The 21,811-nt window shown below is 73.7% G+C and carries 15 protein-coding genes; 13 read left to right on the top strand and 2 right to left on the bottom strand.

All coding sequences use genetic code 11. From position 1 onward, the window contains the following. Nucleotides 1-51: 51 nt before the first annotated feature. The 3 genes from ACFVGS_RS09155 (at nucleotide 52) to ACFVGS_RS09145 (ending at nucleotide 3,108) form a co-directional block, all read left to right on the top strand. Nucleotides 52-1,185: an ATP-binding cassette domain-containing protein gene (locus tag ACFVGS_RS09155; RefSeq protein ID WP_385691841.1), complete on the top strand. Its 1,134-nt coding sequence runs from the start codon at nucleotides 52-54 to the stop codon at nucleotides 1,183-1,185. Nucleotides 1,186-1,313: 128 nt separating this feature from the next. After that, nucleotides 1,314-2,111 (top strand): ABC transporter permease, encoded by a 798-nt coding sequence (locus ACFVGS_RS09150; RefSeq protein ID WP_384408451.1) that lies wholly within the window; start codon nucleotides 1,314-1,316, stop codon nucleotides 2,109-2,111. 85 nt (nucleotides 2,112-2,196) lie between these two features. Further along, a complete protein-coding gene (locus ACFVGS_RS09145) occupies nucleotides 2,197-3,108 on the top strand; it encodes a hypothetical protein (RefSeq protein ID WP_385691838.1) in 912 nt (303 codons plus the stop codon). Between the two features lie 197 nt (nucleotides 3,109-3,305). Here ACFVGS_RS09145 and ACFVGS_RS09140 read toward each other — a convergent pair whose 3' ends face one another. After that, entirely contained in the window at nucleotides 3,306-5,756 is a 2,451-nt protein-coding gene (locus tag ACFVGS_RS09140) for a polysaccharide lyase 8 family protein (protein ID WP_385691835.1), read from the bottom strand. A gap of 371 nt (nucleotides 5,757-6,127) precedes the next feature. On the opposite strand from ACFVGS_RS09140, the gene ACFVGS_RS09135 reads away from it, so the two are divergent. The 3 genes from ACFVGS_RS09135 (at nucleotide 6,128) to ACFVGS_RS09125 (ending at nucleotide 10,151) form a co-directional block, all read left to right on the top strand. Continuing rightward, a complete protein-coding gene (locus ACFVGS_RS09135; protein WP_384408234.1) occupies nucleotides 6,128-6,931 on the top strand; it encodes an ABC transporter ATP-binding protein in 804 nt (267 codons plus the stop codon). A 143-nt stretch (nucleotides 6,932-7,074) separates the two neighbouring features. Then, nucleotides 7,075-8,070: an ABC transporter substrate-binding protein gene (locus ACFVGS_RS09130; protein ID WP_384408232.1), complete on the top strand. Its 996-nt coding sequence runs from the start codon at nucleotides 7,075-7,077 to the stop codon at nucleotides 8,068-8,070. Then, a complete protein-coding gene (locus ACFVGS_RS09125; protein WP_384408230.1) occupies nucleotides 8,070-10,151 on the top strand; it encodes an iron ABC transporter permease in 2,082 nt (693 codons plus the stop codon). The genes ACFVGS_RS09130 and ACFVGS_RS09125 overlap by 1 nt, the downstream gene beginning before the upstream one ends. 46 nt (nucleotides 10,152-10,197) lie before the next feature. On the opposite strand, the gene ACFVGS_RS09120 is transcribed toward ACFVGS_RS09125, so the two are convergent. After that, nucleotides 10,198-11,670 (bottom strand): MFS transporter, encoded by a 1,473-nt coding sequence (locus tag ACFVGS_RS09120; protein ID WP_384408228.1) that lies wholly within the window; start codon nucleotides 11,668-11,670, stop codon nucleotides 10,198-10,200. Between the two features lie 232 nt (nucleotides 11,671-11,902). Here ACFVGS_RS09120 and ACFVGS_RS09115 point away from each other — a divergent pair, with 232 nt between their 5' ends. The 7 genes from ACFVGS_RS09115 to recQ all read left to right on the top strand — a co-directional run bounded on the left by ACFVGS_RS09115 (nucleotide 11,903) and on the right by recQ (nucleotide 21,788). Beyond that, complete coding sequence (locus ACFVGS_RS09115; protein WP_384408226.1) at nucleotides 11,903-13,723, top strand: IucA/IucC family protein; 1,821 nt, start codon at nucleotides 11,903-11,905, stop codon at nucleotides 13,721-13,723. A 12-nt stretch (nucleotides 13,724-13,735) separates the two neighbouring features. Then, nucleotides 13,736-15,274 (top strand): pyridoxal phosphate-dependent decarboxylase family protein, encoded by a 1,539-nt coding sequence (locus tag ACFVGS_RS09110; protein ID WP_385691830.1) that lies wholly within the window; start codon nucleotides 13,736-13,738, stop codon nucleotides 15,272-15,274. Next, the gene (locus ACFVGS_RS09105) at nucleotides 15,271-17,055 is read left to right on the top strand and encodes an IucA/IucC family protein (protein WP_385691828.1); all 1,785 of its coding nucleotides are present in this window, start codon (nucleotides 15,271-15,273) and stop codon (nucleotides 17,053-17,055) included. The genes ACFVGS_RS09110 and ACFVGS_RS09105 overlap by 4 nt, the downstream gene beginning before the upstream one ends. Continuing rightward, nucleotides 17,052-17,654 (top strand): GNAT family N-acetyltransferase, encoded by a 603-nt coding sequence (locus ACFVGS_RS09100; protein ID WP_384408220.1) that lies wholly within the window; start codon nucleotides 17,052-17,054, stop codon nucleotides 17,652-17,654. Before ACFVGS_RS09105 ends, ACFVGS_RS09100 begins: the two co-directional genes overlap by 4 nt. Next, on the top strand, nucleotides 17,651-18,979 hold the full coding sequence (locus ACFVGS_RS09095; RefSeq protein WP_385691825.1) for a lysine N(6)-hydroxylase/L-ornithine N(5)-oxygenase family protein: 1,329 nt from the start codon (nucleotides 17,651-17,653) through the stop codon (nucleotides 18,977-18,979). The genes ACFVGS_RS09100 and ACFVGS_RS09095 overlap by 4 nt, the downstream gene beginning before the upstream one ends. Beyond that, the gene (locus tag ACFVGS_RS09090) at nucleotides 18,976-19,629 is read left to right on the top strand and encodes a hypothetical protein (RefSeq protein ID WP_384408216.1); all 654 of its coding nucleotides are present in this window, start codon (nucleotides 18,976-18,978) and stop codon (nucleotides 19,627-19,629) included. The genes ACFVGS_RS09095 and ACFVGS_RS09090 overlap by 4 nt, the downstream gene beginning before the upstream one ends. Nucleotides 19,630-19,694: 65 nt before the next feature. Continuing rightward, nucleotides 19,695-21,788 (top strand): DNA helicase RecQ, encoded by a 2,094-nt coding sequence (recQ, locus tag ACFVGS_RS09085; RefSeq protein ID WP_385691822.1) that lies wholly within the window; start codon nucleotides 19,695-19,697, stop codon nucleotides 21,786-21,788. Nucleotides 21,789-21,811: the final 23 nt, after the last annotated feature.

Here is a 21,811-nt window from a genome sequence, read left to right as displayed (position 1 = left end):
GGGACAGCCGCCGGCCGGGATGACGCACGGAGCCAGACAGGAACGGACCACATGCAGCCACCCGCCGGTGCCGACGACACCGCCCGAGCAACCGTCACGACAGCCGCGCCCGCCGGCACCGCCGAAACCGCCCGAGCAGCCGTCACGACAGCCGCGCCCGCCGGCCCGCCCGCCCCGCACCACCGGCCCGACCCCGCCTCCGCCGTCAGCACGCGCGGCCTGGTCAAGAGCTACCCGGGGCCGCAGGGCACCGTCACCCACGCCGTACGCGGCCTCGACCTGGACGTCTCCCAGGGCGAGACCTTCGCCTTCCTCGGCCCGAACGGCGCCGGGAAGTCCACCACCATCGCCCTGCTGTGCGCCCTCGCCCGCCCCACGTCCGGTCACGCCACGGTGGCCGGCGCCGACGTGCTCACCCAGCCCCACCAGGTACGGCGACAGGTCGGCATCCTCTTCCAGCACAGCGCCACGGACACCGACCTGACGGTCGAACAGAACCTCCACGTCCACGCGCGCCTCTACGGGATGCGCCGCCGCGACGCCCGCGCACGCGCCGCCGAGGTGCTGGAGACGGCCCGGCTGACCGACCGGCGGCGTGCGCCCGTACGCACCCTGTCCGGCGGCATGCGGCGCCGGCTGGAGATCGCCCGCCAACTCCTGCACGCCCCGCGCGTGCTGTTCCTGGACGAGCCGACCACCGGACTCGACCCCCATGCCCGCGCCCAGGTCTGGGACCACCTGCGCGCACTGCGCGACCGGCACGGCACCACCCTCTTCGTCACCACCCACTACCTGGAGGAGGCGGAGAACTGCGACCGCATCGCCATCATCGACCACGGCCGGCTCGCGGCCCTGGGAACGCCCGCCGCGCTGAAGACCGCGATCGGCGACGACCGGGTGGCGCTGCGCACGAGTGACGACGCGGCGGCACGGGAGGTCGTGCGCGGGGTCGCGCCCGACCGCGCCGTCACCGTGGACGCGGGCGGCCTCTGGCTGCGGGTGCGCGGCGGCAGCGCCTGGATCCCCCGCCTGTGCGCGGCACTGGAAGGCCACGGCATCGCCGTGCACGCCGCCTCCGCCACGCCGCCCACGCTCGACGACGTCTTCTTCCACCACACCGGCCGCAGCCTCGACGCCCGCTCCGCCGCGTCCCCGGCCACGGCGGACACCGGAGGCGGCCCATGACCACGCTCACACCGGAGGCCTCGGGCGGCACCGGCGGCGCACCACCGGGCGACGCCTCCGAGACCTCTCGCGCCTCGGAGACCGCCCGGGCCTCGAAGGGCGTCGGCGACGGCGTAGGGACCGACCGTCTGCGGCGGGAACTGCGGGCGGTGCGAGCCCTCGTCCACCGCGACCTGCTGCGCCTGGCGGGCCAGCGCACCCACACCGCGCTGATGCTGCTCCACCCCGTGCTCTACCTGCTCGTCCTCGGCGGCGGCCTGGCCGCGCTCATTCCCAGCTCCCGGCTGGGCGTCGGCTACCAGGGCTACCTCTTCCCCGGCATGCTGATGATGACCGTGCAGACCCCGGCCGTCATGGTGGGCGTCCGGCTGATCACTGACCGGCAGAGCGGCTACCTGCGAGAACTCCTGATGGCCCCGGTCCACCGCGCCACCCTGCTCCTCGGCAGCTGCGCCGGCGGCACCCTGGTCGCCACCGCCCAGGGCGCGGTGCTCCTCGCCCTGGCCGGCTACGTCGGTCTTCCCTACGACCCGCTGCTCCTGCTCCTGCTCCTCGCCGGCATGGTCCTCGCCTCCTTCACCGTCACCGCGCTGGCCCTCGCCCTGGCCGTCGGCCTCCGCCGGGCGGAGACCTTCCACACGCTGCTCGGCCTGGTGATGATGCCGCTGCTGTTCCTGTCCGGCGGCTTCTTCCCCCTGACGACGCTGCCGGGCTGGGTCCGCGCCGTCGCCGACGCCAATCCCCTCGCCCACGCGGTCGACCTGCTGCGCCGCTGCATCGCCCTGCGCGTACCGGACCAGGCCGCCACCGGCGGCGTCGAGTGGGCCGGCCGGCAGCCTCCCCTGCTGCTCGAAGCCGGCCTCCTGGCGGCCGTCGGCACGGCCGCCCTCCTGTGGGCCGCCCGCCGCTTCAACCGCCCGCAGTGAATCGGCACCTGGCGCGGAGACGGTGTCACGGCGACTCCGTGCCGTTGGGGTTCCGTCGTGGCGTTCCCGGCGGGATTCTGGCTTCATGAAGACAACGGCGCGGATCATCGGAAGGTTGGTGTGCGCGGCCGGCGGGGTGTGGGTGGCCTCCGAGGTCGTGGGCCGGTTACGGATCGGTGGCACCGCGGGCGAGCGCCTGGGGTCCGTGGGCGTTCTCGCCACGGTGTTCATCGCCTTCGTCATGCTCGTCCCCCTGCCCCTGACGCGACTGCTCGGGCGGGCCGTGACGAGGAATCAGCGGCGCATGGCGGAGGAGCCCGACTGGGGCGGCTCCGACTGGGAGTTCTTCGCGCCGCTGCGCAGACATTTCGTCTACGTCGGCCTCGGCATGGCGCTCGCGGCCGTCGTCCTGCTCGTGGTGGGGCCGGCGGGGCTGTGGGCCGGGACGGAGCTGGGTGCCGCGCTGGGCCTGGACGTCCGGCTCGACGGCGGGCTCAAGGCCGTCGTCACCGCCGGGCTCGTGGTCGCCGCCGTGGAGACGGTGCTGCAGCTCGTGCTCGCCGTGCCGGTGAAGCGCCGCCGCCGCGGCGCGCTGCGTTCCCTGAGCGGCCTGCTCCTGGCCGGGGCGGGTCTGGCGCTCGCGGAGGTGTGGCTGGACGGCGTGCAGGCGGCGGACCCGCGATGGCTGACGCTCGCCGTCGTCGCCGCCCTCTTCGACCTGCGCTTCCGGTTCACCCTGACACTGCCCGTACCCGGAGTGGCGTCACTGGTCCTCGTGTCGCTCAACGTGCTGGCACTCTGGCTCGTCGTGTGGCTCACCGGTCTGCTCCACGTCGACGGCTTCTGGCCCCTCGTGGGAACGGTCGCCCTGATGTGGGCGGCGGAATGGCCGAGCCGCCTGGCGAACGCCGCGGCGGAAGCCCGCGCCAACCCGCCCCAGCCCCCGCACGACCCCTTCTGGCCGGACCACTCCCTGCCCCAGTCGCCGCTGTACTGATCCGGGCGCGTGAGAACCTGGCCGGATGACCGAGGCATCCGCCTCCGCGGCGACCGCACGCTGGCCCTTCGCCGCGTCGGGGGAAACGGACGTGCTCGCCCTGCCCACGGGCGAGCACCCGGGACCCCGCTGGCGCCGGCTGCGACGGGCCGAGCTCGCGCGCCGGACGGGCGAGCCAGGAGCCGCCCCCGGCCGGCTCAGCCCAGCGACACCGTCGCCTTGTGCACCGCGCCCAGGGTGCCCGGCGTGACGCGCAGCCTCAGGGCGGTGCCCGTCGAGAGGACTTCGACTGAGGGGTCCTTGGCGGTCACCGAGGCGACGGGGCGGTTCCAGGTGAGGTCGATGGCGTCGCCCGTGCGCAGGGGGCCCGAGACGCAGACGGTGGCGGTGGCGCCGGTCTCGCGGATCAGGACGCTCGCCGGCTGGGAGGCGGTCAGCGGGCCCACGGTGGCGGGGAGCCAGAAGTTGACCGCGGTGACGCCGAGCGAGGGGACCTGGACGCCCTGCTGTTCGTTGGTGTTGGCCAGGACCCCGAGCCAGGAGGTGTCGGCGGCGCGGGCCGCGGTCTGCTGGGCCGTGGCGCCCGGCATGAGCACGTAGGCGTAGGTCGCCCACGTCGGGTCCGTACCGTGGTCGAACCACAGGGCGAGGTAGCGGCGCGTGACCGGATCGGTGACGGCCGAGCGGTTGATGTCGGACCAGGCCCCGGTGCGGGCCTCGCGCAGGGCCCTGACGGTGGCGCCGCCGGGGAAGACGTATCCGGCGTGGCCGGCCAGATGGGCCCAGCGCGCCCCGGTCAGCGTGGCGCTCCACCCGAGGGCGGTGGACTGGGCGGCGCCGTCGACGGTGAAGGCGTGCGTGCCGGACGGGCCCAGGTTGCGGTTCTCCACGACGGACTCGACGCCCGTGCCGTCCCGGCCGTGGATGCCGGCGCCCAGGCAGACCACCGCGTCGTCGAGGAAGAACCAGGACTTCTTCGCCAGCAGCGTCGAGGAGAGGCCCTTGAGGTACTGGCCGACGGCCGCGTAGGTGCCGTCGGTCGCACCGCCGACCCAGCGCACGTCCGGGCGCGCCGCGCCCCAGGTGCCGCCCTCGCCGTCCGCGAGGGGCTTGCGGGACGCGGTGGTGCCGGGCAGCCGGTAGGGGTCGACGGTGGGCCAGAAGTCGTCGGTGTACTGCCCGTTGGCGAACGTGCCACCCCACCAGTACAGCATTCCGGAGCTGCTGTGCCAGGCCCGGAGGTTCTCGCCGTTGCCGTTCTCGTAGTACGTGATCCGCTGGGACGCCATCGCCACGGCGGCCGCCCAGCCGGGCCTGCGGTGCACCGCCCGGTCCATCGAGGGGAAGAGGCGGTGGCCCGTCGGCTCCGCCGAGCCCGTCGGGACGGTGTCGTCGACGGCCTTGAGCCGGGCCAGCTGCGCGACGCCGAGGGCGGGGCCGGCGAGCACCGGACGGTAGTAGTCCCGGGCGATCCAGCCCTTGATCATCTGGTCCCAGCGGCTCTTCTCGGCGGGAGACGCGCTCACGCCGAGGAGCGCGATGCAGGCGATGATCCCGTGTCCGCGCAGGTGGTCGTCCTGGCGGAGGCCGGCCGGGTCGCTCTTCTGCACGCCGCGGCTGATCGCGCGCCCCGACACCAGCTCCATGGCGAGGCCGTTGAAGAGGAACGGCGCGTACGCCTTCTCCACGGAGTCCAGCACGACCTGGCGGCCGGGGTCGGTCACTTCCCAGGCCGTGCCCTTCAACAGGGCGAACAGCAAGGACAGTCCGCCGAGCATGACGGAGCCGTACGACCCCGCGTAGGGGACGTAGAGGTGCTGGACGAAGCTGCCGTCCCGGTAGAGCCCGTCGCCCGTCGTGACGTAGGGGAAGACGGGGGAGAGGGCGTCACGGGCGAGGGCGAGCTTCGGCGCGGCCCCGCCCACCGCTCCGCGCAGCGCGAGGACGCGGCACAGGTCGACGCGGTTGGCGCCGGTGGAGGTGCCGCTGTAGGAGGCGACGGCGCTGTCGGGCACGAAGTGGTCCACAGCGGCGCAGTGGTCGGCGATGCGGGCGGCCCCGAGGTGCTCGTACAGCAGCACGTCGATGTCGAGCAGCGCCTGCGGAGCGCCTATCTGCCAGCTGTACCAGTTGCCGTACCGGGTCTGCCCCGCGTTGTACGCCTGGTCGTGGAGGTGGTCGACGCCCGCGAGGATCTCGTCGCGCAGCGCGTCGTTCCCGGTCAGCCCGGTGCCGGGCTGGCTGTACGCCTCGGCCATGGTGCGCAGCCGGTGGAAACTGCTGTTGAGGTTGCCGGAGTAGGTGTACGACTCGGCGTCCGTGTCGGGCTCCGGGTCGGCGTAAGGCAGGTCGGGCCAGAGGGAGCCGGCCGCCCGGGACATGGTGGAGCGCAGGTTCGCGGCGGTGGAGCCCAGGGTGGCGAGCTTGCTCGCGAAGGGTTCGGCGGTCGGGGAGAAACCGGTTCCGAGGATCAGATCCCGCCACGCCAGGCGCAGGGCGCCGTACGCGTCGGCGGCCTCCGCGGCGGCCGCGGGGCCCGCCGTGGCGGCGACGGGGACGGACGCGAGCGCCGCCGCGGCGACGGCGGCTCGCAGCAGCCCGCGGCGGGACGGACGGCCAGGGTCGGCGGGGAAGGGCACCGGATGCATGTGACTGCCTCTCGGGGGCGAGGGAGATGACGCACGGGCGGTGAAGGGCCGTCGCATGGGTGGCGGCCGGTGACCTGCCGGACGACAACCGGGACGGCAAGCGCTTTCTCCCATGGCCGGAAACGCTCCGTCAAGAGGCGTGCGTCCGGCACCTCCCGCCGCCTCGCCTCCCTGGCCGGAGAAGGGCGCTCTCTATCCTCATGTGGCCCTGCGGACAAGGGGGTTGCCCGTGCGCGAAGGGGCGCACGGTGGTGCGGGAGATCTCGACATGGTCACAAGCCGCACCGGAGGATGCCTGACACCTAAGGCGTGCCTTACCTAAGTTGTATGGTGGCGCGGTCGGTTCGACGGCGGGAGGGAAAGTGGTGTCCATGGGTGACGTCCGCCTCATGGCGAACGATCTGGACGTCGGTCATGGCGGCCGGACGGTACTGAAGCAGGTGGACCTGTCCTTACGGGTCGGTGAGATCACCGTCCTGGTCGGCCCCAACGGCTGCGGCAAGTCCACCCTGTTGCGCACCGTGGCCGGACTGCTCCCGCCGATCGGCGGCGAGATCCGCATCGACGGCGAGCCGCTCCGCTCGCTCGGCCGCCGCGCGCTCTCCCAGCGCCTGGCCTTCCTTCCCCAGACCTCGCAGGCACCCGCCGGGGTCACGGTCCGTGAGCTGGTACGCCACGGCCGCTACGCCCACCGCGGCGCCCTCGCCCGGCACACCGCCGAGGACACCGAGGCGATCGACTGGGCCCTCGACGTCACCGACGCACGGCCCCTGGTCGACCGCCGGCTCGACGAACTGTCCGGCGGCGAACGCCAACGCGCCTGGCTCGCCATGGTGCTGGCCCAGCGGGCCGGCGTCCTCCTCCTGGACGAGCCCACCACCTACCTCGACATGCGGCACCAGTTCGACGTCCTCGACGTCGTCCGCCGGCTCGCCCGCGAACACGACATCGCCTGTGGCGTCGTGCTGCACGACCTGATGCAGGCCGCCGCCTACGCGGACGAGGTCGTCGTGGTGGCCGACGGCGGCGTCGCCGCCTCAGGAACCCCCGACGAGGTGCTCAACCCCGACGTCATCCAGCGCGCCTTCGGGCTGCGCGTCAACGTCGTCCGCGACCCCGCGACCGGATACCTCGCGTGCTTTCCCCAGCGGTCCGAGGCCTCCGCCGCGTCCTGAACCGACCCGGCCCGTCGCGACCGCGTCCTCGCCACGTCCTCACCACGTCCCGAACCCGCGACGTACTTTCCCGCGCCCCGCCGACAGCGGTGTCCGCACTGCCCGCACTGCCCGTACAGCCCGTACACAAGGAGAGATTCACCATGCAGAAAATGCTGCGCGCCCTCGCCACGGGCGGTGCCACCGTGGCCCTCGTGCTGACCGCCGCCGGCTGCGGGGGCGGCACCGTCGGCGAGGCGAACGACGGGAAGAAGACCGGCGACACGACCACCGGCGCCAAGATCACCGTCGACACCGCGCAGGGCAGGGTCTCGCTGGACAAGCCCGCCGTGAAGGTCGTCACCCTGGAGTGGACGTACGCCGAGGAGCTCGTCGCCGTCGGCCTGCCGCCCGTCGGCAACGCCGACAACAAGGGCTACGGCACCTGGATCACCGCCAAGGGCGCTGCCCTGCCGGCCCAGGTCACCGACGTCGGCAGCCGCAACGAGCCCAGCCTGGAGAAGATCAAGGCGCTCCAGCCGGACCTCATCGTCATCGACAACGACCGCTCCAAGGCCAACCTGAAGCAGCTCCAGGCCATCGCGCCCGTGCTGTCCTTCACGTACACCACCAAGCCCCAGCTCGCCACGATGAAGAAGAACTTCACCGAGCTGGCGAAGGCGGTCGGCAAGGAGAGCAAGGCCGCCGAGGTGACCGCGCAGATCGACGCCAAGGCCGCCGACCTCAAGGGCAGGCTGGACAAGGCGGGCAAGGGCGGCCTCAAGTACGCACTGGCCCAGGGCTTCACCGCCAACGGCGCCGCCTCGATCCGGATGCTCACCGACGACGCCATCGCCCCGCAGGTGCTCAACCTCGCCGGGCTGAAGAACGGCTGGAAGGGCCAGTCCGACGCGTGGGGCATGACCACCGTCGGCGTCGAGGGTCTGACGCAGGTCGAGAAGGACGCGACCTTCCTGTACGTCGCCGCCGACAACGACAACCCGTTCACCGGCGACCTCGCCGGCAACGCGGTGTGGAAGGGGCTGCCCTTCGTCAAGAACGACAAGGCGCTGCCGCTCGACCCGGGCACCTGGCTCTTCGGCGGGCCGCTGTCCGCGCAGCACATCCTGGACGAGACCGGCAAGGCCCTGAAGGTCTGATGGTCTCGGAAGGACTGACGGCCGCCGCCCCGGCCGGAAGCACCGGCCGCCGCCCACGAGCCCTGCTCGTGGGCGGCGCCCTGTCCCTCGTCCTCGCCGCGGTCGTGGTGGTCCACCTCGGCCTGGGCGTGTCCGGCGTCGGCATCGGCGACATCCTGGACCTGCTGCTCGGACACGGCGACGCCCGTACCGAGGACGTCCTGGTCGGCAGCCGCCTGCCGCGCACCCTGACCGGCCTCGTCGTCGGCGTCGCGCTCGGCATCTCCGGCGTGCTCGTCCAGGGCGCCACCCGCAACCCGCTGGCGGCGCCCGACACGCTCGGCGTGAACGCCGGAGCGTACTTCGCCGTGGTCCTCGTGGCCTTCACCGGCGTGAGCCTCGGCCCGGTGCCCGCCGGCGGCGCGGCGTTCCTCGGTGGACTGCTCGCGGTCGGCCTCGTCTATCTGCTCACCAGCGGGGGAGTGCTGACGCCGGGACGGGTGCTGCTCGCCGGGGCGACCGTCGCCCTGGCGGCCACCTCGGCCGCCGAGTTCCTGCAGATGCTCGACGTGCAGGCCACCCGCGGGCTGTTCTTCTGGGGCAACGGAACCCTGCTCCAGTCCGGCCTGGAACGGCCGCTCACCCTGGGCGCCGTCGTCCTCGTCGGCGCGCTGGCCGCCCCGTTCCTGGCCCGCCCGCTGGACCTGCTCGCGCTCGGCGACGAGACCGCGCAGGCGATGGGCGTACGGGTCGAGCGGATCCGCCCCGCCGCCTTCCTGCTCGCCGTCCTGCTGTCCGCCTCGGCCGTCTCGCTCGCCGGCCCGATCGGCTTCGTGGGGCTCATCGGGCCCGTGATCGTACGGCAGTTGGGCATGCGACGGCACGCCCTGCTCGTCCCGATGGCGGCCCTGCTCGCCTCCGCGCTCGTCCTGGGCGCCGACGCCGCGGCCCAGCTGATCGTGACGCCGTCCGCGACCCAGCCCGCCGAGATCCCGGTCGGCGTGGTCACGGCGCTCATCGGCGGACCGGTCTTCATGGCCCTGGCCCGGCGGGTGAGCACCGGCGACGCCGACACCGGCGCCGCCGTGGTGGTCTCCGACCGGCGCCGCGCGCCCGGATACGCCGTCGCGCTCGGCGGCGGCCTCGTCGCCCTGGCCGTCGCGATGGCCGTGTCGCTGCGCGTCGGTGACGTGCCCGTCAGCTGGAGCCAGCTGGGGGCCGCGCTGACCGGCTCCGCCGAGCAGATCACCGAGGCCGTCGTCTCGTTCCGGCTGCCGCGCATCCTGGTCGCCGCCCTCGCCGGCGCGTGCCTGGCCGTCGCCGGGGCGGCCGTGCAGGCCGTCGTCCGCAACCCGCTGGCCGAACCGGGACTCGTCGGCGTGACCGGCGGGGCGTCCCTCGGCGCGATCACGATCATCCTGCTCGTCCCGTCGGCGCCGCTCGTCGCCCTGCCCGCCGCGGCCGGCGTCGGCGGTGTGCTGATGCTGCTCCTGGTGCTCCTCGTGGCCCGCGGCACCCGCGGTGGCGGCCGGTCCGGGATCGACCCGACCCGGGTGGTGCTCGTCGGCATCGGCGCGGCCGCCACCTCCATGGCGCTGGTCAACATCATGGTGGTGGGCGCGCAGATGAACATCTCGGCCGCCCTCGGCTGGCTCGCCGGCAGCACGTACGGCCGGGACTTCTCGGCCCTGGGCTGGCTGGCGCTGCCCGCCCTCGTGGCCGTTCTCCTTGTGGTCGCCGCCCGCCCGGTGAACCTCCTCTCCCTGGGCGAGGAGCTGCCGCGGGCCCTCGGGCTCGACCTCGGTCGGGCGCGGCTGCTCGTCCTCGGCGCGGGCGCGGTCCTCGCCGCGGGAACGGCGGCCGCCGTCGGCGCCGTGGGCTTCGTCGGCCTCGTCGCGCCCCACCTGGCGCGGCGGATCGTCGGCAACGGCACCGCCCGCATGGTGCCCATGGCCGCCGTCCTCGGCGCCGTCCTGGTCGTCTCGTCGGACGCCCTGGGCCGCTGGCTGCTCGCGCCGACGGAGATCCCGGTGGGCATCGTCACGGCGCTGGTCGGCACCCCGTACCTCGTCTGGCTCCTGCGCAGGAGCCGCGACGTCTGACGCACGGGACGCCCGCCGGCGGCGGTGCACCCGGCGGGCCCGTACGTCAGGAGGGCTGGGGTGCCCGGCTCCGCGGGCGTTCCGTGTGGGCGCCCGCGGGGGCCGGCGCGGGCCTGAGCAGGCGGGCGGCGACCACGCCCAGGAGGCAGACGAGGGCGGCGGTCAGGCACACGCCCGTGAAGGCGCCGGAGAAGGCCGAGCGGGCCAGCGGGCGGAGGGCCGGGGCGAGGAGGTCGAACCGCCCGGTCTCCACCGCCTCCCGCATCGGCGCGGCGCCCGCGGGGCCGGTGCCGAGGCCGCTGTCCAGGCGGACGGAGAACACGGCGCCGAAGACGGCCACGCCGGTCGCGGTGCCGAGCGGATAGCAGGCGTTCGTGAGACCGGACGCCATGCCGGCCCGCTCGGCGGGCACCGTGCCGACCGCCACGCCCATCAGTGGCGGGAAGATGACGGCTCCTCCGACGCCGAGCAGCACCAGACCGGTGACCAGGGCCGGATGGCCCGCGCCCGCCCCGGCCGCGGCCAGCGAAAGGAGCCCGAGGCCCTGCGCGGCGAAGCCCGCGGCCACCAGGACGTCGGGCGCGTACGCCTGCTGCAGCCGGTTCACGAACATGCCCGCGACCAGCAGACTGCCCGTCAGGGGCAGCAGGAGCAGGCCGGCTTGGAGCGGCGTGTACGCGTGGGTGCTCTGCAGCCACAGGGTGAGGAAGGCGAGCATGCCCAGGCTGGACAGCCGGGCGAGGAAGCCGAGCAGCGCGGCACCCGAGAGGGCCCGGATCCGCAGCAGCGTGATGTCGATCAGTCCGCCGCCGCGCCGCTGACCGGCGACCAGGGCCACGGCGAACACCACGCAGGCGGCCGCGGAGGCCAGCACCTCCGGTGCCGTCCAGCCGGCCTCGGGGCCGGTGACCAGCGGATAGTGCAGCGCGAGGAGGAAGCCGACGGCGAGGACCGCGCCCGGCACGTCGACCCGTCGCCCGGTGTCCCCGGGCGCGGCGGATTCGGCCATGCGGGTCAGCGTGCCGGACACGACGAGGACGCCGATGGGGACGTTGACCAGGAAGATCCAGCGCCAGCCCAGTGCCTCGACGAACACGCCGCCGACGATGGGTCCGAGCGCGCCGGCGGCGGAGGCCACGAGGGCGTACGAGGCGATCGCCGCCTGGCGTCGGGCACCCTCGTACGCGGCGGCCAGGAGCGCGAGGGTCGGCGCGAACACCATGGCTCCGCCGAGTCCCTGGGCGGCCCGGGCGGCGATGAGGGTGCCGGCGTCGGGGGCGAGTCCGCACGCGGCCGACGCGAGAGTGAACAGTCCCATTCCGGCCACGAAGACGGTTCGTCTGCCGATCCGGTCGGAGAGGGCGCCCGCGGTGAGCAGCAGCGCCCCGAAGGTCAGCGAGTACGCGGAGACGGTCCACTGCACCCGGCCGAGACCGGATTCCAGATCGCGGGCGATGTCCGAGAGCGCGACGTTCACGACGGTCACGTCCAGCGTCATCATGACGCCGCCGGCGCTCACGAGCGCGAACGTCCATCGGGGGCTGTGCCGTCGGGAGGGCACCGCTGAACACCTCCGTATGCGGTTCGAGAGCGGGCCGTCCGCGCGCCGGTCGGGCTACGACGGTCGGTAACTGGCCTTCTCTGTCTGAAAGTTGACCTTGCTCATTAGGTAAGCCTAACCTAATGTAACGCCCGCTTGGGCGTCCAGGCGTTCGAGCGAACCGAATCCAGACAGAATCCGGAGCCGCCTGATGACCCCGACCGACCATCCCGTGCCCGTCCTGCCCGACGTGGATCCCGCGGCCTGGCGGGAGGCCAACCGTCGCCTGCTCGCCAAGGCCCTGGGCGAGTGGTGCTTCGAAGACATGCTCAAGGCGACGGGTACCGAGGACGGCGGCTACCGGATCGACCTCGACAGCGGCACGACCTACGCCTTCCGCGCCGCGCCCGGCGCCTTCGGCTGGCTGCGCGTCGACCCCGACTCGATCACCCGCACCGCCACCAGCATGCTCGGCAACTCGATCGCCCAACCCGCCTGGGACGCCCTGCAGTTCCTGATGGAGGCGGCCTCCACGATCGACAGCGACCCGTCCACCGTCGCCACGTACTTCACCGAGCTCTCGGCCACCCTCGCCGTCGACGCCGCCCGCCTCACGCACGGCGGCGAGTCGGTCGCCGAACTGCGCGCCCTCGGCCACTCGGAGCTGGAGTGCCGCATGACCGGCCACAACCTCCTCGTCGCCAACAAGGGCCGGATCGGCTTCTCCGCCACCGACGTACGGCAGTACGCCCCCGAGTCGGCCCAGTCGCTGAAGCTCCTCTGGGTCGCCGTCCACCGCGGCCTCGCCGAATTCCGCGGCACCTCCGAACTGTCCGAAACCGGCATCCTGTCAGCGGAACTCGACGAGGACACCCGCGGCCGCTTCACCGCGGTCCTGGAACAGGCCGGCGTCGATCCCCAGAGCTACGTGTGGATGCCCGTGCACCCCTGGCAGTGGGACCACGCCGTCCAGACCCTGCACGCCGCCGACGTCGCCCAGCGCCGCATCATCCCGCTCGGCGACAGCCCCGACGCGTACCTGCCCGGTCAGTCCATCCGCACCATGGCCAACGTCACCTCGCCCGACCGGTACGACGTCAAACTCCCGCTGAAGATCCTCAACACCCTGGTCTGGCGCGGCATCCCGCCGCACTGCACCATGGGCGCCCCCGTCGTCACCCAGTGGCTGCGCGGCCTCGTCGAGCGCGACCCCTTCCTCACCGACGAGCGCCGCACCGTGTTCCTCGGCGAGGTCGCCTCCGTGACCGTCCGCCACCCCTACCTCTCCACCCTCGACCAGGCGCCGTACCAGCACCTGGAGGCCCTCGGCTGCATCTGGCGCGAATCGGTCTCCGCGCGCAAGGACCCGGACGAGCACGTCCGCACCTTCGCCTCGCTCCTGCACGTCGACAGCGCGGGCGACGCCTTCGTCGCCGAACTCGTCCGCGCCTCGGGACTCGACCCGCAGGACTGGCTGCGCCGCCTCTTCGACACGCTCCTCGTGCCGGTCATGCACGTGCTCTACCGCTACGGCGTCACCTTCAACCCGCACGGCCAGAACACCCTCATCGGCTACGACGCCCACGACATACCGGTCCGCCTCTACCTCAAGGACTTCGTCGACGACGTGTGCGTCTCCTTCACCGACGTACCCGAACGCGGCCCCGAGCCGGACGGACACGACCACGTCCTGCCCCGCAAGCACCCGTCGATCATCAAGCAGCACGTCGTCGACCAGGTCTTCGTCGGCCACTTCCGCTACCTCGCGCCGCTCTGCGCCGAACAGCTCGGCGTGCCGGAGCAGACCTTCTGGCGGCTCGTGCGACAGACGATCCTCGACTTCCAGCAGCAGTTCCGCAAGCGCTTCCCCGAACTCGCCGGGCGGTTCGCCGAGTACGACCTGCTGACCCCGGAGATCCCCCGGTACGGCCTGAACCGCGACCGCATCGTCGTCACCCGCTACGGCGACCGGGCCCTGCGCCACGCCCTGTTCCCGAACGGTACGCACCCCAACCCGCTCGCCGAAGGCTGAGGAGCACCCGCCGTGACGCCCCTGACCCGCACCCGATCCCCACGGTCCGGCCTCACCCCGTCGCCGCTCGCCGGCTCCCGCACCGGACTCGCCGACGTCCTCACCGCGCTGACCGGCGCCGTCGACGCCGCCTCGAACGCCCGGCGCCCCGACGGCCCCCTCCCGGCCGGCACCCCCGCCGAGGTGCTCGCCGCCGCCTCGCGCGCACTCGGCCCGGCCGAGCTGCCCACCGAAGGCCTCGGCGCCGAAGCCGCCCTCGGCCTCCTCGCCACCGTCCTCGTCGAGCACGGCATCGACCTCTCCCACCCCCGCGCCGCCGCCCACCTCCAGCCGCCCCCGCTGACGGTCGCCGTCGCCGCCGACGTCCTCGCGAACGCCGGCAACGCCTCGCTCGACACCTACGACTCCGGCCCCTCGGCCATCGCCGTCGAACGCTGGCTCATCGGCGTCCTCACCCGGCTCGCCGGCCTCGGCGAGCGCGCCGACGGCGTCCTCACCCCCGGCGGCTCCCTGTCCAACCTCATGGGCCTGCTGCTCGCCCGCGACGCCGCCGCCCACCGCCGCGGCGTCGACGCCCGCCAGCACGGCGTCGCGGCGCTGCCCGGCCCAGTGGTGTTCTGCTCCGAACTCGCCCACTTCTCCACCCACCGTGCCTGTGCCGCCCTCGGCCTCGGCGAAGCCGCCGTCCACGCCCTGCCGGTCGACGACCGGCGCCGCATGCGGCCCGACGCCCTGCTCGCCGCCCTCGACGCGCTCGGCCCCGACCGGACGCCCGTCGCCGTCGTCGCCACCGCCGGCACCACGGACTTCGGCTCCGTCGACCCGCTCCCGCAGATCGCCGAGATCGCCGCGGAACACGGCATGTGGATGCACGTCGACGCCGCCTACGGCTTCGGCGCCCTGTTCTCGCAGCGCCTCGCCGGCCGCCTCGCGGGCCTGGAACTGGCCGACTCGATCACCCTCGACCTGCACAAGACCGGCTGGCAGCCCGCCGCCGCCAGCGTGCTGCTCGTCTCCGACACGACCGCGTTCACCGCGCTCGACCGCGAGGTGGCCTACCTCAACCCCACCGACGACACCGAGGCCGGCTACGACGGACTGCTCGGCCGCAGCCTCCAGACCACCCGCCGCCCGGACGCCGTGAAGGCCGCCGCCACCCTCCTCACCTACGGCCGCACCGGCATGGGCCGGCTGATGGACACCTGCCACGACCTCGCCCGGCACGCCGAACGCCGCATCCTCGCCGAACCCGGCCTCGAACTCGTCTCACCGGCCGAACTCACCACCGTCGTCTTCCGCTACCGCTGCGCCGACCCGGCCGCCGCCGACGAGGTCAACGCCGCACTGCGCCGGCACCTCCTGGAAACCGGCACCGCCCTCATCGGCCGCACCGAGGTCAACGCCGCGGAACCCGGCGCACCGCGCCAGGTGTGCCTGAAGTTCACCCTGCTCAACCCCACCGCCACCACCGACGACATCGACGGACTCGTGGACGCCGTCCTCGACGCCGGCCGCACCTGCGAACGACTCACCAAGGAGAACGCCGCATGAGCACCACCACCACGGCGGCAACCACCCAGGCCGACCCCCTGCACGAAAGGGACGCCCGAGGCGCCTCCGAACACGCCCACATCGAGGCGCTGCTCCGCTGCTGGCTGCGCGAGACCGGCACGCCCGTCACCCCCGGCCCGCTCCGGGTCGAACTCCCCACCGCGGGACTCACCCTCGTCACCGAGGTCACCCACCGCTCGCCCACCGGCTGGCACCGCTTCGGCCCCACCCGCCTGGAGGGCCCCGGCGGCCCGCTCGGCGAGAGCGCCGACCCGGTCACCGCCGTCGCCCTGCTCTCCACCGAAGCCGCCGCACGCGGCGGCAGCCGCCCCGGCGGAGTCCCCGCCGGCGAGGTCGCCGACCTGGTGGAGCGCACCGCCGAATCCGTACGCCGGGTCGCCACGTTCATCGCCGACCGCCGCACCCGCCCCGAACCGCCGCCCGGCGTGGACGGCTTCCTCGACGCCGAACAGGCCCTGCTGCTCGGCCACCTCAACCACCCCGCGCCCAAGAGCCGCGACGGCATCTCCGACCACGAGGCCGCCGCCTTCTCACCGGAACTCCGCGGCTCCTTCCGGCTGCACTGGTTCGCCGCCGACCCCTCGGTCGTCTCCCACGACGCCGTCGACGGCGCGCCCTCCCTCGCCGGCCGCGACACCGTCGCCCTCCTCGCCGACCTCGCCGGACGGCGACGCGACGACGGCCGGATCCTCGTCCCCGCCCACCCCTGGCAGGCCAGGGACCTGCTGCACCGCCCCCGGATCAAGGCCCTCGTCGCCTCCGGCGCCCTCACCCCGCTGGGCGAACTCGGCCCCGCCTGGTGGCCGACGTCCAGCGTCCGCACGGTCTATCGGCCCGACACCGACGTGATGCTCAAGCTCTCCCTCGGACTGCGGCTCACCAACTCCCGCCGCGAGTCCACCCGTACCGAACTGCGCCGCGGCCTGGAGATCAACCGCCTCCTCGACGCCGGACACGCGGCCGACACCTTCGCCGCCCACCCCGGCTTCGCCATCACCCGCGACCCCGCCTGGATCGCCGTCGACGAACCGGACCGCCCGGAAGGCCCGGACGTCACCGGCCTCGACGTCGCCGTACGCGAAGTGCCCCGCGACATCGACTCCCTGCGCTGCCTGGTGGGCCTCGTCGCCCCGCGCCCCGGCCTCGGCCGCAGCGCGCTCGGCGACCTGGTCGCCGGCCTCGGCCCCGACGCGGCCGAACAGTGGACGGCCGACTACACCGACCACGTCCTCGTCCCCATGCTGCACCTGTACGCCGCCACCGGCATCGGCCTGGAGGCCCACCAGCAGAACACCCTCGTCCGCCTCGACGAGCGGGGCCGGGTCACCGGCAGCACCTTCCGCGACAACCAGGGCTACTACCTCGCCACGTCCCACCTCCCCGGCGTGCTCAAGCGGACCGGAGCCGACACCTCCACCCTCGCCGTCGTCGACGACGCCCTGGTCGACGACCGGCTCTCGTACTACCTGCTGCGCAACCAGGCCCTCTCCGTCGTCGGCTGCCTCGCCGTCGACGGCCTGGCCGACGAGCGCGACCTGCTCGCCGTCCTCGCCGGCCGGCTGCGGGCGGCGCTGCCCGCCCTGGCCGCCGCAGGCCCCGACGGCGACCGGCTCGCCCGCCGCTGGCTCACCGCCGACACCCTGCCCTGCAAGGGGAACCTGCTCACCCGGCTGCACGGCATCGACGAAGTCCTCGCCCCCCTCGACGCCCAGTCCGTCTACCTCGACGCGCCCAACCCCCTGCAGGAGGCAGCCTCATGACCACGGTGGACCCCACGGTGGAGCAGACGGCCGACGACGCCGCGATCCCCGGCCCGCCGCTCCCCGTCCTCCCCGGCCGCTGGGTCGCACGCGTCGCCCGGGCCGAGGGCGCCGACCTGGACCTCGTGCACGGCTGGATGCAGTCCCCGCACATCGACGCCTTCTGGCACCAGGCGTGGCCGCGCGAGCGCTGGCACGAGGAGATCGCCGGCCACCTCGCCGGCGACGCGATCCTGCCCCTGATCGTCGACCTCGACGGCCGGCCCGTGGCGTACCTCGAGGTCTACCGGGTCTTACGCGACCGGCTCGCCGGACACTACCCGCAGCTGCCGCACGACCTCGGCGTCCACATCGCCATCGGCGAGCGGGCACGGACCGGGATGGGCCTCGGCCGGACCCTGCTGCGCGCCCTCGCCGAGGGACTGCTCGCCGCCGACCCGGCCTGCGTCCGCGTGGTCGCCGAACCCGACGTGAACAACGCGCCCTCGCTGCGCGCCTTCGAGGCCGCCGGCTTCCGGCCGTCCGGCACGGTCGAGTTCCCGGACAAGACCGCCGCCCTGATGATCCACCCGCGCACGGAGGAGGACCTGCCCCGATGAGCGACAGCACCACCGAACACGACGTGGTCGCCGTCGGCTGCGGACCCTTCAACCTGGGACTCGCCGCCCTCGCCTCCACCGTGGACGACCTCGACCTGGTCGTCCTGGAGGAGCGCCCCGAGTTCACCTGGCACCGCGGCATGATGTTCGGCGACGCGTCGATGCAGGTGAACTTCCTCGCCGACCTCGTCACCCTGGTCGCCCCCTGGCACCCCCTGTCCTTCCTCGCCTACCTGCACGACAAGGACCGGCTGTACGCCTTCACCGTGCGGGAGAACTTCTTCCCCTCGCGCCGGGAGTACGAGGACTACCTGCGCTGGGCCGCCGACAGGCTGCCGTCCGTGCACTTCTCGCACCGGGTCGAGGAAGTCGACTGGAACGCCGACGAGGAGCGGTTCACCGTCCGCGTGGTACGCGGTGACGGCACCGCCGTCCGGATACGCGCGCGCCACCTCGTCATCGGCATCGGCACCGCGCCGCACCTCCCCGACGCGCTCGCCGCGCTGCCCGGCGAACGGGTCCTCCACACCGCCGACTACCTCTACCGCTCCGGCGACGTGGCACGGGCGGAACGGGTCACCGTGGTCGGATCGGGCCAGTCGGGCGCCGAGGTCGCCGTCGACCTGCTGACGCGCAACCTCGACGGCGGTCCCGCGGTCAGCTGGCTCACCCGCACCGGCTCCTGGGCGCCGCTCGACTACACCAAGATGAACCTGGAGCTGACGACCCCCGCGTACATGCGGTACTTCCACTCGCTCCCCGAGCACGTACGGGACCGGCTGGTCGGGGAACAGTGGCAGTTCTACAAGGGCATCTCCACGGACACCCTCGAGGAGATCCACGAACTGCTCTACCGCCGCCAGCTCGACACCGGCCTCGCCGACGTCGAGCTCCGCTTCGGCATCGCCGTCGAGAGCGCCGCCGTCGACCCCGCCGGACGGACCGTGCTCGGCTGCCGTCACCTCGACACCGGCCAGGCCTTCGACCACGTCACCGACCTCGTGGTCGCGGCGACCGGCTACCGCGCGCGTCCGCCGGCCTTCCTGACCCCGGTAGAGAAGCTGATCCGCCGCGACGCCAAGGGACGGCCGGTGGTCCGCGCCGACCACTCCGTCGAGCTCGCCGACGGCGTGACCGGAAGGATCTTCGTGGCCAACGCCGAGCTCCACGCCTACGGTGTCTCGACCCCGAACCTCGACATCGGCGCCGTACGCAACGCCACCATCCTGAACGCCGTCACCGGGAGGGAGACCTACCGCCTGCCGGAGAGAAGCGCCTTCACCCGCTTCGCAGCGCCCGGGCAGACCACGTCGCACGGCCGATGACCCGGCTGCCTTCGCGACTGCGCGACCAGGTCGTCGAATGCCTGCGGGCAGGACACGACCCCGAGGAGGCGGCCGCCCGGTACGGACTCGCGCCCCGGGCCCTGGAGGCGGCGGCCGCCACGGACAGCGCCCTGGCGGTCGCCCTCACCGGGCGCGACCCCTACTCCCGCGAGGCGGAGGCCGCACGGCAGCGGGCCGAGGTCCTGCGGTGCGTCGCCCTCGGCATGACGCTCGCGGCCTCGGCGCGGGCGGTGGACGTGCCCGAGAGCTCCCTCAGCCTCTGGCGGAGCGAGGACGCCCTGTTCCGCGCCGCGCTCGACGCCGTCCGCGCCCTGTCCGACGCCTCCGCCGGGGCGCCGCGCTCCCGGATGACGCCCGCCCGGACCCGGCTGTTCCTGCAGTCCCTGAGCGAGGGCGACACCGTGACGGGAGCCTCGGCCCGCGTGGGGATCGCCACCGCCACCGTGTACGCGCGGCGCAGACGCGACCCGGCCTTCGCGGACTGGATGGACGCGGCGCGCAAGGAGGGCGCCCGGGCCCGGCTGAGGAAGCGGACCGCACGGCGCCGGCGGGCGCAGCGGTGGGAAGGGAGGTACCGGCTGATCCGGGTGGAACCCCAGATGGAGGCCGACGCGGATCCCGCCCGATAGCCGAGTTATCCACAGGTTCGGGCCGGTGGGCGAAGGGTGTCGGCGGGGGCGGCTAGGCTTTTCGAATGGCCCTCACCGACGCTTCCCCGGACACCTCGGACGCCTTGGAGGTACTGCACCGAGTCTTCGGTTACGGCTCCTTCCGCGGCGAGCAGCAGGAGATCATCGAGCAGGTCGTCGCAGGCGGCGACGCCCTCGTGCTCATGCCCACCGGCGGCGGCAAGTCGCTGTGCTACCAGATCCCGGCGCTCGTCAGAGAAGGCACCGGAATCGTGATCTCGCCGCTCATCGCGCTCATGCAGGACCAGGTGGACGCGCTCACCGCGCTGGGGGTGCGGGCCGGCTTCCTCAACTCGACCCAGGACCCGTACGAGCGCCAGGCGGTCGAGCAGGCCTTCCTCGCCGACGAGCTGGACCTGCTCTACCTGGCGCCCGAGCGGCTGCGCACCGAGGGCACGCAGCGGCTGCTCGACCGGGGCCGGGTGTCGCTCTTCGCGATCGACGAGGCGCACTGCGTCGCCCAGTGGGGCCACGACTTCCGGCCGGACTACCTGGCGCTGTCCATGCTGCACGAGCGCTGGCCCAAGGTGCCGCGGATCGCGCTGACCGCGACGGCCACCGAGGCCACCCACGCCGAGATCGCCGGGCGGCTCGGCCTGACGGACGCCCGGCACTTCGTCGCCAGCTTCGACCGGCCGAACATCCAGTACCGCATCGTCCCGAAGAACAACCCGCTGAAACAGCTCCTCGAACTGATCCGGACCGAGCACGACGGGGACGCCGGAGTCGTCTACTGCCTGTCGCGGTCGTCGGTGGAGAAGACCGCCGCCTTCCTGGTGGAGCAGGGCATCGACGCCGTGCCCTACCACGCCGGCATGGACGCCACGGCCCGCGCGGCGAACCAGGCGCGCTTCCTGCGCGAGGACGGGGTCGTGGTGGTCGCCACGATCGCCTTCGGCATGGGCATCGACAAGCCGGACGTGCGCTTCGTGGCCCACCTGGACCTGCCGAAGTCGGTCGAGGGGTACTACCAGGAGACCGGCCGCGCCGGGCGCGACGGCGAACCGGCCACGGCCTGGCTCGCCTACGGCCTGCAGGACGTGGTCCAGCAGCGCAAGCTCATCGACGGCTCCGAGGGCGACGAGACGCACCGCCGCTCGCTGGCCGCCCACCTGGACGCGATGCTCGCCCTGTGCGAGACGGTCGACTGCCGGCGCGTCCGTCTCCTCGCCTACTTCGGCCAGTCCGCCGAGCCGTGCGGCAACTGCGACACGTGCCTGACACCGGTCGAGTCCTGGGACGGGACGGTCGCGGCACAGAAACTGCTGTCCACGGTGTGGCGGCTGGCCAGGGAACGGCGCCAGAAGTTCGGCGCCGGACAGATCATCGACATCCTCCAGGGCAAGAAGACGGCCAAGGTCATCCAGTTCGACCACGACCAGCTCTCGGTGTTCGGCGTCGGGGCCGACCTCTCCACGGCGGAGTGGCGGGGCGTGGTGCGCCGGCTGCTCGCACTGGGGCTGCTCGCCGTGGAGGGCGACTACGGGACGCTCGTCCTGACGGACGGCAGCGGCGAGGTCCTCGGCGGCCGCCGCCAGGTCCCGATGCGCAAGGAGACGGCACCGGCCCGCCCCTCCCGCAAGGAGTCCGGGTCCGCGTCGCGCTCCGGGAAGGGCGCGCGGGTGCCGGTCGACCTGCCGGCGGCCGCGGTGCCGGTGTTCGAGGCCCTGCGCGCCTGGCGCGCCGCGACCGCCCGCGAGCAGGGCGTCCCGGCGTACGTCGTGTTCCACGACGCGACGCTGCGGGAGATCGCGACCCGGCTCCCCACCACGGTCGAGGAACTGGGGACCGTCGGCGGTGTCGGCGAGGCCAAGCTGGCCAAGTACGGCGAGGGCGTCCTGGACGCCCTGGCGGAGTACGCGGCCGGCGACTCCGGCCCCTCGCCCGACTCCGGCCCCTCGCCCGACTCCGGCCCCTCGTCCGGATCCGGCGCGGCGGCCGGCGCGGGCTCCGGCTCGCGCCCCGCCTCGGCCGCCGCGCCCGTGTCACCGGCCTCGGCGGCCCCGGCGGCCGCGGTGCCGGCGCGGCGGGCGCCGCAGGACGAGGAGCCGCCGTTCGACTTCGACGAGACCGAACCGCCCTGGGACGACTGGGAGTAGCAGGGCGGGCCGGAAGCTCGTCC

Source organism: Streptomyces sp. NPDC127114 (assembly GCF_042677525.1).
GTDB lineage: Bacteria > Actinomycetota > Actinomycetes > Streptomycetales > Streptomycetaceae > Streptomyces.
The sequence above is the reverse complement of the archived record's forward strand: the minus strand, read 5'-3'. Positions and strand labels throughout refer to the sequence as shown.